Annotated in this window: 17 protein-coding genes; 14 read left to right on the plus strand and 3 right to left on the minus strand. The window is 65.8% G+C overall.

The genetic code is table 11. The features are described from left to right. Window positions 1-60: 60 nt before the first annotated feature. Genes hypB through MYK68_RS07830 form a run of 3 tightly spaced genes read right to left on the minus strand, consistent with a single transcriptional unit; the run spans window position 61 to window position 2,315 of the window. Entirely contained in the window at window positions 61-912 is an 852-nt protein-coding gene (hypB, locus tag MYK68_RS07820) for a hydrogenase nickel incorporation protein HypB (RefSeq protein WP_247867969.1), read from the minus strand. A 2-nt stretch (window positions 913-914) separates the two neighbouring features. Beyond that, complete coding sequence (locus MYK68_RS07825; RefSeq protein WP_247867351.1) at window positions 915-1,253, minus strand: hydrogenase maturation nickel metallochaperone HypA; 339 nt, start codon at window positions 1,251-1,253, stop codon at window positions 915-917. A 9-nt stretch (window positions 1,254-1,262) separates the two neighbouring features. Then, a complete protein-coding gene (locus tag MYK68_RS07830; protein WP_247867353.1) occupies window positions 1,263-2,315 on the minus strand; it encodes an AraC family transcriptional regulator in 1,053 nt (350 codons plus the stop codon). Window positions 2,316-2,474: 159 nt separating this feature from the next. Between MYK68_RS07830 and MYK68_RS07835 the strand changes: the two genes are divergently transcribed. The 14 genes from MYK68_RS07835 to MYK68_RS07900 are packed head-to-tail and all read left to right on the plus strand — an operon-like array spanning window position 2,475 to window position 14,718. After that, a complete protein-coding gene (locus MYK68_RS07835; protein WP_247867360.1) occupies window positions 2,475-3,056 on the plus strand; it encodes a DUF1641 domain-containing protein in 582 nt (193 codons plus the stop codon). 11 nt (window positions 3,057-3,067) lie between these two features. After that, complete coding sequence (locus tag MYK68_RS07840; protein ID WP_247867362.1) at window positions 3,068-4,039, plus strand: NADH-quinone oxidoreductase subunit B family protein; 972 nt, start codon at window positions 3,068-3,070, stop codon at window positions 4,037-4,039. Between the two features lie 36 nt (window positions 4,040-4,075). Further along, window positions 4,076-5,716 (plus strand): nickel-dependent hydrogenase large subunit, encoded by a 1,641-nt coding sequence (locus MYK68_RS07845; RefSeq protein WP_247867363.1) that lies wholly within the window; start codon window positions 4,076-4,078, stop codon window positions 5,714-5,716. Window position 5,717: 1 nt separating this feature from the next. After that, window positions 5,718-6,242 carry a hydrogenase maturation protease gene (locus MYK68_RS07850; RefSeq protein WP_247867365.1) on the plus strand — a complete coding sequence of 175 codons (525 nt, stop codon included), beginning with the start codon at window positions 5,718-5,720 and terminating at the stop codon, window positions 6,240-6,242. A gap of 2 nt (window positions 6,243-6,244) precedes the next feature. Next, window positions 6,245-6,568, plus strand: coding sequence for a hypothetical protein (locus tag MYK68_RS07855; RefSeq protein ID WP_247867367.1), 324 nt, complete (start codon window positions 6,245-6,247; stop codon window positions 6,566-6,568). Next, a complete protein-coding gene (locus MYK68_RS07860) occupies window positions 6,561-7,739 on the plus strand; it encodes a hypothetical protein (RefSeq protein ID WP_247867369.1) in 1,179 nt (392 codons plus the stop codon). The genes MYK68_RS07855 and MYK68_RS07860 overlap by 8 nt, the downstream gene beginning before the upstream one ends. A 32-nt stretch (window positions 7,740-7,771) precedes the next feature. After that, window positions 7,772-8,221, plus strand: a complete 450-nt coding sequence (locus tag MYK68_RS07865) for a NifU-related iron-sulfur-binding protein (RefSeq protein ID WP_247867371.1) — start codon at window positions 7,772-7,774, stop codon at window positions 8,219-8,221. Between the two features lie 4 nt (window positions 8,222-8,225). Beyond that, window positions 8,226-10,505 (plus strand): carbamoyltransferase HypF, encoded by a 2,280-nt coding sequence (gene hypF / locus MYK68_RS07870; RefSeq protein ID WP_247867375.1) that lies wholly within the window; start codon window positions 8,226-8,228, stop codon window positions 10,503-10,505. A gap of 17 nt (window positions 10,506-10,522) precedes the next feature. Next, complete coding sequence (locus MYK68_RS07875) at window positions 10,523-10,792, plus strand: HypC/HybG/HupF family hydrogenase formation chaperone (protein ID WP_247867376.1); 270 nt, start codon at window positions 10,523-10,525, stop codon at window positions 10,790-10,792. 41 nt (window positions 10,793-10,833) lie between these two features. Next, complete coding sequence (locus tag MYK68_RS07880) at window positions 10,834-11,424, plus strand: HypC/HybG/HupF family hydrogenase formation chaperone (protein WP_247867377.1); 591 nt, start codon at window positions 10,834-10,836, stop codon at window positions 11,422-11,424. After that, on the plus strand, window positions 11,421-12,533 hold the full coding sequence (gene hypE / locus MYK68_RS07885; protein ID WP_247867378.1) for a hydrogenase expression/formation protein HypE: 1,113 nt from the start codon (window positions 11,421-11,423) through the stop codon (window positions 12,531-12,533). The genes MYK68_RS07880 and hypE overlap by 4 nt, the downstream gene beginning before the upstream one ends. 20 nt (window positions 12,534-12,553) lie before the next feature. Then, a complete protein-coding gene (locus MYK68_RS07890) occupies window positions 12,554-12,829 on the plus strand; it encodes a HypC/HybG/HupF family hydrogenase formation chaperone (protein WP_247867379.1) in 276 nt (91 codons plus the stop codon). A gap of 9 nt (window positions 12,830-12,838) precedes the next feature. Continuing rightward, window positions 12,839-13,975: a hydrogenase formation protein HypD gene (hypD, locus tag MYK68_RS07895; protein WP_247867380.1), complete on the plus strand. Its 1,137-nt coding sequence runs from the start codon at window positions 12,839-12,841 to the stop codon at window positions 13,973-13,975. Next, entirely contained in the window at window positions 13,972-14,718 is a 747-nt protein-coding gene (locus MYK68_RS07900; RefSeq protein WP_247867381.1) for a DUF6390 family protein, read from the plus strand. Before hypD ends, MYK68_RS07900 begins: the two co-directional genes overlap by 4 nt. Window positions 14,719-14,720 lie beyond the last annotated feature (2 nt).

Genomic DNA, 14,720 nt, shown 5'->3' on the forward strand with positions numbered 1-14,720 from the left:
GCACGCGACGGCGACCACCGGGGCTCGGTCGGTCCTGCCGGTATGGCGGACGCCGACCGGCTACCGTCGAGAAGTCGAAGCGGCAGCGGTGTTGGACCGGGCGGGCGCGAGGACGTCGCCGCGGAGCCACTGCAGCCAGTCGTCGAATCCGTCGCCGGACTTCGCACTGACGTAGAACGTCCGCGCTCGGGGATTGATGGCCCGCAGATTGCGCTCGAACAGCTCGATGTCGAAGTCGAGATGGGGTAGCAGGTCGGTCTTGTTCACCAGCACGGTCTCGACGCTGCGAAACATGACCGGATACTTGAGCGGCTTGTCCTCACCCTCGGTGACCGCGAAAACCATTGCCCGCCGGTGCGCACCGACCTCGAATTCAGCCGGGCACACGAGGTTGCCGACGTTCTCGATCATGAGGAGATCGAGGGCGGCCAGATCGAGCGCATCGAGTGCTCGCGCCACCATCGGGGCGTCGAGGTGGCACTCGCCGCCGAAGCCGTCCCCGGTATTGAGAAGCGAGATCTGCGCCGCGAAGGGACGCAGTCGATCGGCGTCGATCGCGGTCTCGATGTCCCCCTCCACGACCCCCACCCGGACGGTCTCGGCAAGCTCTTGCAGGGTCCGGGCCAGAACGGTCGTCTTCCCGGCGCCCGGCGAGGACATCAGGTTCACCGCAACCACGCCCGCGTCGTCCAGACGTGACCGATTCCCGGCCGCGGCATTGTCGTTCTCATCGAAGATCCGCTCCAGCACGTCGATCCTGTCGCCGCCGGTCTGGTACCCCGAATGGTCGCCGAGTTGCTCGGAGTGAGTATGCCCTCCCTCGCCGGGGTGCCAATGGCTGTGTTCGCTGCCGTCGGCGTGCGCGTGCGTATGTCCGCTCTCGGTGCCATCGTGCCGGTGGAATCGCCCCATCATCAACCTCTCACATCAAGTGATCGCAGCAGGAACTCTTCGCCGGTGACAACGGCGACGTGCCCGCTTCCGCAGCTGCCGCACACCAGGATTGGTATGCCGCGCATCCGAGTCTGCGCCTGGCAGTCATCGCACGCAATCACGGCGGGGATCTGGTTGACGCAGAGGACGCTGTCCGCGAGCGCGGTGTCCTCCCGAACAATGGTCCAACAGTAGGTCAGCGTCTCGGGGACCACTTGCCGTAGTTCACCGACGTCGAGATGAATGGTCGTCACCTCGCGTCCCGCGGCGGCGCGTTCGGCGATCACGCTGATCGAGCGGCACAGCGACAGTTCGTGCATCGGCCGTCCTCACTCGCCGCGCAGGGTCTGCGACGGGGTCTCGCCGTATCGTTGCTTATATGCCCGGGAGAACTCTCCGAGGTGAGTGAATCCCCAGTCCGCTGCGGTATCGGTCACCGTCACACCTTCGCCGACCGACGCGCCGAGTAGCTCGTCGCGGACCCGCTCCAGTCGGCGACGCCGGATGTACTCGGTGGGCGTGGTTCCCAGCGCGTCGTGGAAGGCTTGCTGCAGGCTGCGAGGACCGATGTGCACCGCAGCAGCGACATCGGCGGTGGTCATTCGTTCGGCTAGATGCTGTTCGATATACGCCATACACGCGCGCACCACGCTTTTACGCCCCGGACGTGGGGTGACCCGGCCGCTGTAATTGTGCGGCTGCAGCAGAAGGAGAGAGGAGGCTAGAAGGCTCTCGATCTCGTTGTCGCCGACGCCGGACTGCAGCAGCGAGTCCGGTGTCATCAGCTCCGCGCTCAACAGCTGCATGGCGATGCTCCACCGGACCGTACGCGGTGCGGTGAGATCGAACTCGGGGTCGAAGACGATCGGCTCGGTCACCTGCCGCCCGAGCATCCGGGACAGCGTCCGGCTCATCCGCTCGCGATCGATTCGCACGATCATCTGCGAACCCGGCGCTGCGAAGTGAATGCGGACGCGGCGGCCGGGAGAGGTCACCATGCCGTGCGTGGAGTCGATGGTGAAGTGGTGGTCGTCCACCGTCGTCGCCGACTCGCCGAAGGTATGGACCAGCACGCTCACGTCCGGGCCGGCGGAGGGTATCTCCACCGTCACCGAACTGGCGAACTCGATGTGTGCGAAGGCGACCCCGCGCAGTTCGGCGAGGTTCGCCACGGCCGCGAACTCGTCGTCGCGTGTTTGTACTGTGAGCTGATTCGCTCCGAGGAACCGGGCGAGGAACCCCCTCGCGTCGTCGGGATCACCGGAGCGGAAGACCTCGCGTCCCGCGAGCGACGGAGGTACTCCGCGGGGGCGCAGCCGGGGCAGCGGCGGGTGCTCCAGGCGCCGGGTATCGATCGCCTCGAGATGGAAAATGCCAGACACAGCTGACACACCTCCTGGTGTGTGATACGCCTGGGGACAAGGGGCTGTCGTCCCCACGGGATACTCGCGTTCACGATAGTCCTTGCGCGCAACCGATAGCACCGCATTCAGCTGGCCTCCTACGATCGACTCCCAGAAGCCGAGGTCGAAGGGGTCGTAATGTTGCCGCAAGACGACGATGTGCAAGTGTCGCAACAGCTTCGACACAGCAATGTCGATGCACTCGTGGAGCGCCTGGACGATCCGAAGACCGTTGCAGCGCTGCTCGATCTCCTTGATGTTCTGCCGACGCTCTCGGGAACGCTGGTGCTTCTCGATGGCTTCTACAGCAATAGCGAGCACATCCTGGAGAACATCCGTGGATCCCTGATCGAGATGACCGAAATGGTCTCGGGCACCACTGAGGCCGAGTCGGCGCAGAAACTGATCAAGCTCGGCCAGCAAGCTGTCCCGGTCGCTACTCAAGTCGCCGACTCGGGCGTCCTGGAAAGCCTCGCCCGCGCGCGCTTGATCGAGCGGGCCGCTGACCCGGAGTTGCTCAATACTCTCGGCGCGGTCGTCGACGGCGTCAGCAAAGCAGCCGGCGACCTGGCTGCTTCGCCGGACCGCAAGCTCGGAGTGTTCAAACTTCTGAGTGCTCTGAAGGACCCGGATACCTCGCGCGGTATGGATTTTGCTCTTCGCGTATTCAAAGAACTCGGCGCGGGCCTGGATCCGCGGCGCACGGAACAGGAACGATAGGCAGGCGGCAAATGGCGAACGTGCTCTGGTTACAGGGTGGCGCGTGCTCGGGAAACACGATGTCCTTCCTCAACGCGGATGAACCTAGTGTGGTCGACCTCATCGTCGACTTCGGACTGAACATCCTCTGGCATCCCTCGCTTGGTCTGGAGCTGGGCGAGAACGCGAAGAAGATCTTCAACGACTGTATCTCCGGTGCGACGGCGCTGGACATCTTCGTCTTCGAAGGCACCGTGATCGAGGGCCCCAACGGCACGGGCCGCTTCGACATGTTCGCCGATCGGCCGATGAAGGACTGGGTAACCGATCTGGCCGCGGCCGCCTCGATCGTGGTCGCGATCGGCGATTGTGCGTGCTTCGGCGGTCTGCCGGCCACGGATCCGAACCCGAGTGATTCGACGGGAGTCCAGTTTCACCGCCGCACCAAGGGAGGATTCCTGGGTGCCGATTGGAAGGCCGCGAGCGGCCTGCCGGTGATCAACATCCCCGGCTGCCCCGCGCATCCGGACTGGATCACCCAGGTGATCGTGGCTCTGGCGACCGGGCGTGCCGGCGATATCGCGCTCGACGATCTACATCGCCCGCAGACCTTCTTCACCGGATTCGTGCACAATGGCTGCACTCGCAATACGTTTTTCGAGTTCAAGCAGTCCACCCTCACGTTCGGTGAAGGCACTCGGACCGGTTGCCTGTTCTATGAGTTCGGGTGCCGCGGTCCGATGACCCACGCGCCCTGCAACCGGATCCTCTGGAATCGGCAGTCGTCCAAGACCCGTGCCGGTATGCCGTGCCTAGGATGCACCGAACCGGAGTTCCCGTTCAATGATCTGGCGCCGGGATCGGTGTTCAAGACACAGATGATCGCAGGTGCGATTCCTAAGGACCTGCCGCCCGGTGAGGACCATATGACATACCTAGCCATGGCCGCAGCAGCCCGCATCGCGGCCCCTCAATGGTCGAAAGAGGACATGTTCGTCGTCTAACCGGCCCTAGACAATAGCGCGAGGAACACCGATTCAATGAGTACTGATATCTCCCCCGATAGCGATGCGACCACCTCGATCGACCTGAACGTCAGCCCGATGGGGCGGGTTGAGGGCGACCTGGACGTTCGCGTCACGATCACCGACGGCGTGGTGACCAACGCCTGGACGCAGGCCATGATGTTTCGCGGTTTCGAGACGATCCTGCGCGGAAAGGATATCCGGGCAGGGTTGATCATGACCCCGCGAATCTGCGGGATCTGCGGCGGCAGCCACCTGTATAAGGCGTGCTATGCCCTTGATACGGCATTCGGGACTCACGTGCCGCACAGCGCGACCTATGTGCGCAACATTGCGCAGGCCTGTGAGACGTTGCAGTCCATTCCCCGATACTTCTACGCCCTTTTCGCGGTAGATCTGACGCACGAGAAGTATCGGTCGTCGCCGCTGTATGACGAGGCGTGCCGTCGCTTCACCGCATACGTGGGGACGAGCTATCAGCCCGGCGTGGTGCTGAGCCAGAAGCCGGTCGAGGTGTACGCGATCTTTGGCGGTCAGTGGCCGCACTCGTCGTTCATGATTCCCGGTGGGGTGATGGGCGCCCCGACGCTGACCGATGTGACGCGCTCCTATGCGATCTTGAACCACTGGAAGGACAACTGGCTCGAGAAGCAGTGGCTGGGATGTTCGATCGACCGATGGCTAGAGAACGAGACCTGGGAGGACGTTCTGGCCTGGGTCGAGGAAAACGACAGCCAGCGCAACTCCGACTGCGGCTTCTTCATTCGCTACGCGCTCGATGTCGGGTTGGACACCTACGGACAGGGCTGGGGTGACTACATCGCCGCCGGCACATACTTCGAGCCTTCCCTGTATGAGAACCCGACGATCGACGGTCGAAACGATGCGCTGATCAACCGGTCGGGGGTCTACGTCCAGGGCGAGCACTACGAGTTCGACCAGTCGCGGGTGTCCGAGGACGTTGCGCATTCGTACTACCGGGGCGGCGACAATGTGCATCCGTTCGACGGGACCCAGGATGCGATCGATCCGGAGGCCGGGGCCAAGAGCGGCAAGTACTCATTCGCCAAGGCCCCCCGGTACTCCGTCCCCGGACATGGTCGGCTCCCGCTGGAGGCGGGACCGCTGGCCCGCCGGATCATCGCGGGAAAGCCGAGGACCGGAGAGCATCAGGACTACGACCCGCTATTCACCGACATCATGGCGAAGAAGGGGCCGAGCGTGTTCGTTCGGCAGCTTGCCAGGATGCACGAGGGGCCGAAGTACTTCAAGTTGGTGATGGACTGGCTGGGAAAACTGGACCTGCACGGATCCTTCTACACCAAGCCCGAGGATCCGGTGAACGCCCGTGGCTATGGGGCCACTGAAGCGGCGCGGGGGGCGCTCCAGGATTGGGTCGTTATCGAGGACGGCAAGATCGCCAACTACAACGTGATCACGCCGAGTACCTGGAACATCGGGCCGCGGGACTCCGAGGCCGTGCTGGGACCTATCGAGAAGGCGCTCATCGGGTCGCCTGTGTACGATGTGAACGACCCGGTCGAGCTTGGGCATGTGGCGCGTAGCTTTGATTCGTGCCTCGTGTGCACCGTTCACGCCTACGACGGGAAGACGGGCAAGGAGTTGTCGTCATTCGTTGTCAACAACATGGTGTGACATGGCGCAACGAACCCCGATTGAGCTGCTCGACGACGGCATGGAATGGCCGCGGCATCGCTTGCTGGTGATCGGTTGCGGCAACATCCTGCGCGGCGATGATGCCGCCGGCCCGGTTCTGGTGCGGAGACTTTGGGAGCGGGAGGTGCTCGGATCGCAGGTCCGGTTAGCCGACGGCGGGACGAGCGGGATGAACGTCGCGTTCGAGATGCGTCACGCCGATCGGGTGCTGATCGTGGATGCGGCAGCGACCGGCGCAAAGGCCGGGACCGTCTACCGGGTGCCGGCCTCCGAGATTGCCGAGTTGCCGCCGGTCGGCTCGCTGGGCAGCCACGACTTTCGATGGGACCACGCGGTCGCCGTGGGCAGATGGCTGCTCGGGGCACAGATGCCTGACGAGATCGATGTGTATCTCATCGAGGGTGAGTCCTATGAGTTCGGGCGTCCGCTGAGCGATGCGGTTGACCGTGCCGTCGATCGCGTGAGCGAACTGGTCATCGAGCAAGCGCAGGCGCTGGGGGTGTGAGGATGGCTCGTCATGCCGATGAGGTGGTGGAGACCGAGGTGACCGCCGCCGGATACCTACGCTTGCCGCCGGAGTTCTGTCGAACGCACTTTCCGCACGACCGTTGCACGGGGTTGCGGACAGAGCAGGGCTTTATGCTGTTCCCGGCCTCGGTGTATGCGCCTGCGGCGCTGATCATGAAACAACGCACTCTGGCGGGCGAACGCTCGATCCTGATCCGCGAGGTCTGGGGTGACGATCATCCCGTCGGCGAATTCCCCGCGACATGGCAGGGTGCTCGTCGCCGACTTCTGATAGCGAACCCGGAGGGACCCGCGCATGCTTGACATCGTTCGTCCACAGCCGCTCGGGGCGTTCACGCTGCCAGCCGGACTGCTGCTGATCGCCGGAGAAGACAGCGAACCGGTCCGCTGCTCCCTGCTCGCCGGCCGCCGGCCGCAGGACTGGCCTGAGTCGCTCGAGGGGCAGCGCCTTGTCCACGCCGGACGGATCGAGGAGGCGATCGGCGTTTTCGCCGCCGATCGCTCGCCTGTCGGCCGTTTCAATCTCTTCGTGCTGGCTCCCGATCGCATCACCCGCGAAGAGGTGGCTGCCGCACTGGGCGAACAATGGCGACCGCTGGTCGACTATGTGGCATTCACGGCAGGTCTGACTAGCGTGCCACCGTCGCCCTCGGCCGAGGTCGACGAGATCGCGGCCCTCCTGGCCACCGCGGAGGCGGCGGCGTGCCTAGACGAGGGAGATTCGCAGGCGGCGATCGGCCATTTGGTTCGAGCAGCCGAGGACGCGCGCGGCGTGCACCCGGCTTTCGCCGGTGTCATCCTCAGCGAAGTGGCGGCCCGGGCGCATTCGCTGGCCGCCGCCGAAGAGGCGGTCGCACTACTGAAGGACACCGACCTGACATCGCAGTACGCCGAGGCGCTCTACCAGCATGCCGGTCTGGTGCACGGTCTCGCCATCGACGGGCGCCGGCCGATCGGCCAGGCGATCAGCGGATACACCGCGGCTCTGCGCCTGATCAATGAGCGTGAGGACCGTCCACTGTTCGCCCGAGTTCACATGAACCTGGGTATCGCGATACTCGCCCAACCGATGCTCAGCGCCGACGATCAGCTCCGCGCCGGTGTCGCGGTGCAATCGCTGCGCACCGCCGTGCGGCTGCTCGACCGCGATAACGATGCCGAAGAGTGGGCGAGTGCCCGACTGAATCTCGCCAATGCGCTCGTCTACGCGCCCAGCGGCAGGCAGCGCGACAACATCATGGAGGCGGTCGACCTGTATGAGCAGGTGCTGCGGACGCGCACGGCCAAGAAGGACCCGTTGGGCCGGGCGCGCGTACTGGCCAACCAGGGAAACGCGCTTGGTCACCTCGGTCTCCTGCCCGATGCCACCGCCCGGCTGGAAGAAGCGGCCTATCTGTTCGCGGCCCAGGGCGACGAGGACTCGGCGCAGATGGTGCGGGAGATGACCGGACAGTTGAGCGAGCTCGTCTCCTGACGAGGCGCTTTTCATCGAGGAGGACGAGAAAAATGACACTGACGGCGGGGACGGAGACCGGCGACCAGTTGACCGAGTGGGGCGCACGTCTTGACCAGGCGATCGCGAATATCGCAGAGCTACCCGACGAGCAGCGGGCCGTCGCCCAGGACTTCGCGCTGGCATTGGACGCGCTTTCGCGCTCGGCGCTGACCACCATGGTCCGACGGTTGCGTGCCGATGAGCGGGGAAAGGAACTGCTGTTCGAGCTCGTGGACGATCCCAGCGTACGTTTCCTGCTGGGAATGCACGGGATCATCCGACTGCCGGACCCCGCGCAGTCTGCGAGCGCGACAGCGACGCCACCGACCGCGGACCCCGCGGCGCCGACCACCGCCGGGACATTTTTCTCACTCGAGTCGTTGCTACGGCCGCGCCAATCGGCCGGGCATGCCTGCGGCTGCTCCGGTGGGGGTTCGTGTGCCTGTGGGACAGCAGGGTAGCCGAATGCGACTTCGTCGTCGGTCCGCGCTGCGCGGCGTTGTCCAGGGCGTCGGATTCCGTCCGCACGTAGCCCGGATCGCGAGCCGCTACCGGGTTACCGGATTCTGCGGCAACGACGACGAATCGGTCTTCATCGAGGCACAGGGCGAAGCCCGGGAGGTCGAGTGCTTTCTCGATGCGGTGGTCTCGGACTTGCCGCCACTTGCGCGCATCGTCTCCCGCGACGAGGAACAAGTTCCGGTGATCGACGACGATGAGGGCTTCCGGATCGTCGCCAGTCGATCCGCGCCGGGGGCATTGACCCTTGTTCCGCCGGATATCGCCGTCTGCGAGGACTGCCTGCGGGAGATGGCCGACCCGGGCGATCGCCGCTACGGGTATCCGCTGATCAACTGCACAAACTGCGGCCCCCGGTTCGCCATCATCGTAGATCTGCCGTACGACAGGGCCTCGACCACGCTCGCCCGTTTCGCCATGTGCGCCGAGTGTGCCGCGGAGTACGACGATCCGACCAATCGGCGATTCCACGCGGAGCCGACGAGCTGTTTCGCGTGTGGGCCCCGGCTCTGGTTGGAGACGGCCGACGGTGAGGTCGCGCAGTGGGATGAGGCGATCGAACAGGCGCGCCGCATCCTCGCCGACGGCGGCGTCGTCGCGGTGAAGGGCCTCGGCGGCTTCATGCTCATGTGCAACGCCCGCGATGACGTCGCCGTCGAACGGCTGCGAACGCGCAAGCGCAGGCCGGCTAAACCCTTTGCGGTGATGACTGCGGACGTGAGCGCTGCGGCCCGATTCGCGGATCTCGGCGACGAGCACCAGCGCGAGCTGGCCAGTCCGCAGCGGCCCATCGTATTGGCGCCCCTGCGCGCGGGCAGTGGCCTGGCCCCGGCGGTGGCCCCCGGGCTGGACCAGATCGGCGTGATGCTGCCCTCGGCACCGGTCCACGCTTTGCTCGTGAAGGATGACGAGGTCGTGGTGGCCACGAGCGCAAACCGCAGCGGTGAGCCGCTCTGCTATCGCAACGAGTCGGTGCTGGAGGCACTCGGTGGTATCGCCGACGCCTTCCTGCTGAATGATCGTGACATTCACGTTCCCGTCGAGGACTCGGTGCTGCTCGCGGATGACGACTGCGTGCTGCCGATCCGCCGCAGCCGCGGATTCGCGCCGTTGCCGATCGCGCTGACATCCTCGGCGGGGCCCAGCGTCTTGGCCGTCGGCGGGGAACTGAAAAGCACCTTCACCCTGACCCGCGACCGGATGGCGTTCGTGAGTGCGCATATCGGAGATATGGGCTCGCTGGCTGCACAGGGAGCCTTCGAGCGCAGCGTCGACCAACTGGTCGCCGCCCACCGGTGTGCGCCGGCCCTCCTGGTGGCCGATGCGCATCCCGGTTATCACGCGACGGCCTGGGCGCAGCGTCGGGGCGCGGAGTCGGGGACCCCGGTGCTGCATGTTCAGCATCACCACGCGCATGCGCTGAGCCTGCTCGCTGAGCATGGTGCCGTCGGCCGGTCGGTCCTGTGCCTGGTTCTGGACGGCACCGGATATGGCGGTGACGGCACCATCTGGGGCGGTGAACTGCTGCGCGTTGAGGGCTCGCACGCCGAGCGGGTCTGGCACCTGCCCGAGTTCGCACTGCCCGGCGGTGACAGCGCGGTATCCAAGCCGTGGAAGTCGGCAGTAGCGTTGCTGGCAGCGTGCGGGTGCGCGGACGAGGCGGGCCCATCGGCGGTCGCGGCCGACCCCGCAGAGCTCGCCGTTGTGCGGGGGCAACTGCGTACCGGCATTGCTACGGTCCCTACAACGAGCGCAGGACGACTCTTCGACGCTGTGGCGTCACTGCTCGGTATCCGCCATACGGTCAGCTTCGAGGCGCAGGCGGCCATGGAACTGGAGTGCGCCGCGCGCCGCTGTGCGCAGCTCAATCATCGAGTGGATGGCGATCTGGATGTGCCGGCGTTGATCTCCGACTTGCTGGCCCGTCGGAACGCCGGTGAACCGGTGGCTTGTCTGGCACGCCGGTTCCACATCGGCTTCGTTCACCTCATCGTCCGCGCGGTCGTCGACCATCTTGACGGTGCGCAGGCGGTGGGGTTGACCGGGGGAGTGTTTCAGAACCGGATTCTGGTCGGCCTGCTCATGTCTGAACTGCGCCGCCGTCTGCCCGAGGTGCCGGTGCTCACCCACCGGGTGGTCCCGGCCAACGACGGCGGTCTGAGCCTGGGGCAGGCCGTCGCCGGTCACCTGCTGCTGTCGGGGAAGGGAGAAGCGCGATGTGCCTAGCGATACCGGGAGAGATAGTGCAGCGATGGGAGGAGGGCGCGGCCCCGTTTGCGGTGGCCGACTTTGCTGGTGAGCGGCGCAAGATCAGTCTCGCCTTCTTGCCCGAGCTGACCGTCGGTGACTTCGTGATCGTGCACGCTGGATTTGCGCTGACGCGGGTGCCGCCGGAGAACGTCGAGATGGTGATGGAGAGCATCACCGCCGCCGGGTTGTTGGTTACAGCCGACGGCGCACCGGCCGATGACGGCTCGGCCGAACACCCTCTCGCACCGGAGCCCGCACCGTGAGAACTACATTGAGTGAGAACCTCCGGTCGGCGGCGAAGCTGGTGGCGCGCTCGATGGCGGCCGGCGCCGACATCTATGTGGCGGGCGCTCCCTCGATCGGACTTGCCGACGTTCACCTCGTTGGGCGGGAGGCGGCCGAACGTGCCCTGCGCGACCAGGTCCGCCCGGGCGACACGATCATCGTGTGCGGTGACTTCGGCTCTCGCCCCGCGACGCGCGATCGGGTTCTGCGGCGGGCGCCGGCGTGGGGCGTCGGCGCGGTGTGGTTGGGAAGGGGTAACCCGCCGGAAGCCGGTCTAGCGCTCTGCATCCCGACCGACGACCCGAGTGCCGCGCTGTCGGATCTCATACGCGGCGCCCGGGAACTGAGTGCAGACGAGGCGACGATGGCGCCGTCGTCCGTCGACTGCACCGATGAGGTCTGCGTGACCTGCAGCGATGAGGGACGCCTCGGTGAGGTTATCGCGCTGTCGGGCGGCCCCTACCTACCGGCGGTCGTTCGTACGGCCGATGGCGTGGAAGAGGTCGACGTCATGCTCGTCGGCGACATCGCCATCGGTGACCTCGTGCTTGTGCACGCCGGTGGCGCGATCGCCCGGATCGTGGAACCACCAGTGGAGGAGAATCAATGACGAAGCAGCAGGCGCTGTCCGGACGGGGTAAGAACCGGCTCAACTCCTCCGAGGAAGAGGTGCTCGCCCGGATAGAGGGATTCCGCCGACGGCGGCCACGGCTGACCGACGAGTTCATCACGATGGCCCACGGTGCCGGGGGCAAAGCATCGGCCGCCCTAGTCGACGCGGTGTTCGTCGAGGCCTTCGGCGAACCGGCGGCCGGAGAACTGACGGACGGGGCCACGTTGGCGGTGGGCGCGGGCCGGCTGGCGTTCTCCACCGATTCGTATGTGGTGAGCCCGATCCGGTTTCCCGGCGGCTCGATCGGGGATCTGGCCGTCAACGGAACGGTCAACGACCTGAGCGTGTCGGGGGCTCGGCCGGCCTGGCTGTCGGCGGCCTTCGTGCTCGAAGAGGGGCTGTCGGTCGCCACCCTGCGACAGGTCGTGGCCGATATGGCGGCCGCGGCGCGTCAGGCTGGAGTCACGATCGTTACCGGAGATACCAAAGTGGTTCCTCGCGGCGCCGCGGACAAGCTCTACATCACCACGTCGGGGATCGGTGCGATTCCGGACGGCCGGACGCTCGGTGCGGCGCAGGTGCGTCCAGGCGACCGGTTGGTGCTGTCGGGCCCGCTGGGCGATCACGGGATGGCGGTGATGCTCGCTCGCGGGAATCTCGCGCTCGAAGCCGATATCCGATCAGACTCGGCGCCGGTGAACGGGCTGGTCGAGGCCCTCTATGCCGTCACCGACGAGATTCGCTGGATGCGTGACGCGACCCGCGGCGGCCTCGGCACGGTGGCCAACGAGTTCGCGCAGGTATCCGGGCTGGGAGTGCTGCTCAAGGAGGAAGCACTGCCGGTGCGGCCGACCGTGCGTAGCGCGTGTGACATGCTCGGCATCGATCCGCTCTATGTCGCGAACGAGGGCTGCTTTGCAGCGATTGTGGCTGCCGAAGCGGTCGGCCCGGCTGTGGCGGCCCTGCAGGCAGCGGGCGCGCGGGAGGCCGCCGTCGTCGGCGAGGTACGCGATGACCTTCCCGGGCTGGTGGCCGTGCGCAATGGGTTCGGCGGCACCCGGTTAGTGGACATGCTGGTCGGCGACGCACTGCCGCGGATCTGTTGAGTGAGACGAGGAGTCAGGAAATGTGTCTGGGAATTCCCGGCGAGGTAGTCGACATCGCCGATCCGGCCGAGTATCTGGCGAAGGTGCAGGTGGGGGGCGTCACCCGCATCATCTCGATCCGGCTGTTGGCTGACGAGGGGCTCGAAGCCGGTGACTGGGTGCTGGTCCACGTCGGTTTTGCGATGAGCAAGATCGATGAGGATGAGGCGACGGCCACGCTCGAACAGATCAAGCGCTTGGGAGGCAACGTCTACAGCGACGAACTCGACGCCTTCAGAGCAACCGAAATCGTGTGAGGTGCAGTCATGAGATTTGTTGACGAGTTCCGTGATCCGCAAGCGGCCAGATCGCTGCTGTCGGCGATCGAGAAGCTGACCGAAGCCGACGATCGGGTCCACCACTTCATGGAAGTGTGTGGCGGTCACACCCATACCATCTACCGGCACGGGCTCGAGCACCTGCTGCCGGAATCGGTGCAGTTCATCCATGGTCCCGGCTGCCCGGTCTGCGTGATCCCGATGGGCCGGATCGACGACGCCGTCGAGTTGGCGAAGCAGCCCGGCGTCATCTTTCTGACCTTCGGCGACATGATGCGGGTACCTGGCACCGAAGGCAGCCTCCTCCAGGCACAGGCGAATGGTGCCGATGTGCGCTTCGTCTACTCTCCGCTCGACGCTCTCAAGGTGGCTCTGGACAACCCGGATAAGCAGGTGGTGTTCTTTGCCGTCGGATTCGAGACCACGGCGCCGTCGACGGCCGTGACCATTGCTCGCGCGCAGGCCCTGGGAGTGGAGAACTTCTCGGTGTTCTGTAACCACGTGCTCATCGAGCCCCCGCTGCGGACGCTCCTCGGTGCCGGCGAGATGACCATTGACGGTCTGATTGGCCCGGGCCACGTCGCCACCGTGACCGGCTCTGGTCAGTTCGACTTCATTCCCCGCGAGTTCGGGCGACCGGTGGTGGTTGCGGGGTTTGAACCGCTGGACATCCTGCAGTCGGTCGAAATGCTGCTGCGCCAGTCCGCTGAGGGCCGTACAGAGGTGGAGAACCAGTATTCTCGCGTTGTCCGCCCGGAGGGGAACCCGGCAGCGCTGGGCCTGCTCGCCGAGGTGTTTGCCGTCCGGCCGAGCTTCGAATGGCGCGGGCTGGGCTGGATCGAGCATTCGGCGTACGGCCTCGCGCCGGCTTACGCAGCATTCGACGCGGAGCTTCGTTTCGCCATGCCGGGCAAACGCGTCGCCGATCCGCCGGCCTGCGAATGCGGGAGTGTGCTGACCGGGCAGATCAAGCCGTGGGAATGCAAGGTGCTCGGCACCGCGTGCACCCCCGAAACCCCGATCGGCACGTGCATGGTCTCGCCCGAGGGAGCGTGTGCCGCCTACTACAGCTTCGGCCGTTTGCGCCGGGAGACCGTCGAGGTGATGGCCGGCGGGGTCCGATGACCGCGAACGAAGCCGCTGCTCACCCGGAGGGCGAGCGACTCTTCTGCCGGTACGCGTACTCGCCCAACGAGCTGGGCTACTGCGGACCTGCCGGGGCGAGAACGCTCGCCGAGGTTGCCCAGGGGCGTGCGGTACGAGCCCGTGTCCGCCCGCTCGCGATGCAGTTCTCCGGAGCGTGGGTCTACCAGGAGATCATCGGCGACATGCTGGGGCGTGACCCCCTCGACGTCGAGGTGGTCCGCGGATACTGGACCGGCAACACCGAGGTCGCAGCGATCGACCGGAGCGTCTTCTGGAAGCAACTGCTGTCGGTGATCGGTCCGCGTGCGGGGGCGTACTGGCAATATCTGGACGATTCGCTCGCCTCCGAGGCCGCCCCGAGCCATGCCTTCCACGTTCTCGGCGTGTACCCGTGGTCGCGGCTGCTGTCCACCGGCCGGCCGGAACCCCTGCACGTGCTGAATTCGTGTTGTGTGCGACCGGCAGACGTATTGGCGGTCGAGGGTGACCGCCTGGTGGTCGAAGGACGTGAACTGGTCCGCGATCACTCGGCAGTCCGATTCTCGACGGTGCGGCGGCAGACCGTGACCGCACTCTTCGATAAGGACATCGAGGAGGGGGAAACGGTGGCGCTGCATTGGGGATCGGCATGCGATCGACTGACGGTCGACGAAGCCGCAGTGCTGACCGATTCACTGGACGAACAGGTCGACCGTCTCAACTCTCGACTCACTAGGAGGTAGCC

Source organism: Gordonia sp. PP30 (assembly GCF_023100845.1).
Lineage (GTDB): Bacteria > Actinomycetota > Actinomycetes > Mycobacteriales > Mycobacteriaceae > Gordonia.

Excerpts from the sequence above, each read along its gene's own strand:
- MYK68_RS07850 (WP_247867365.1), top strand. The coding sequence starts at position 5,718 with ATGGCGCAACGAACCCCGATTGAGCTGCTCGACGACGGCATGGAATGG.
- MYK68_RS07840 (WP_247867362.1), top strand. The coding sequence starts at position 3,068 with ATGGCGAACGTGCTCTGGTTACAGGGTGGCGCGTGCTCGGGAAACACG.
- MYK68_RS07835 (WP_247867360.1), top strand. The coding sequence starts at position 2,475 with ATGTTGCCGCAAGACGACGATGTGCAAGTGTCGCAACAGCTTCGACAC.
- hypB (WP_247867969.1), bottom strand. The coding sequence starts at position 912 with ATGGGGCGATTCCACCGGCACGATGGCACCGAGAGCGGACATACGCAC.
- MYK68_RS07900 (WP_247867381.1), top strand. The coding sequence starts at position 13,972 with ATGACCGCGAACGAAGCCGCTGCTCACCCGGAGGGCGAGCGACTCTTC.
- MYK68_RS07855 (WP_247867367.1), top strand. The coding sequence starts at position 6,245 with ATGGCTCGTCATGCCGATGAGGTGGTGGAGACCGAGGTGACCGCCGCC.
- hypF (WP_247867375.1), top strand. The coding sequence starts at position 8,226 with ATGCGACTTCGTCGTCGGTCCGCGCTGCGCGGCGTTGTCCAGGGCGTC.
- MYK68_RS07860 (WP_247867369.1), top strand. The coding sequence starts at position 6,561 with ATGCTTGACATCGTTCGTCCACAGCCGCTCGGGGCGTTCACGCTGCCA.
- MYK68_RS07825 (WP_247867351.1), bottom strand. The coding sequence starts at position 1,253 with ATGCACGAACTGTCGCTGTGCCGCTCGATCAGCGTGATCGCCGAACGC.
- MYK68_RS07890 (WP_247867379.1), top strand. The coding sequence starts at position 12,554 with ATGTGTCTGGGAATTCCCGGCGAGGTAGTCGACATCGCCGATCCGGCC.
- MYK68_RS07845 (WP_247867363.1), top strand. The coding sequence starts at position 4,076 with ATGAGTACTGATATCTCCCCCGATAGCGATGCGACCACCTCGATCGAC.
- hypE (WP_247867378.1), top strand. The coding sequence starts at position 11,421 with ATGACGAAGCAGCAGGCGCTGTCCGGACGGGGTAAGAACCGGCTCAAC.
- MYK68_RS07865 (WP_247867371.1), top strand. The coding sequence starts at position 7,772 with ATGACACTGACGGCGGGGACGGAGACCGGCGACCAGTTGACCGAGTGG.
- hypD (WP_247867380.1), top strand. The coding sequence starts at position 12,839 with ATGAGATTTGTTGACGAGTTCCGTGATCCGCAAGCGGCCAGATCGCTG.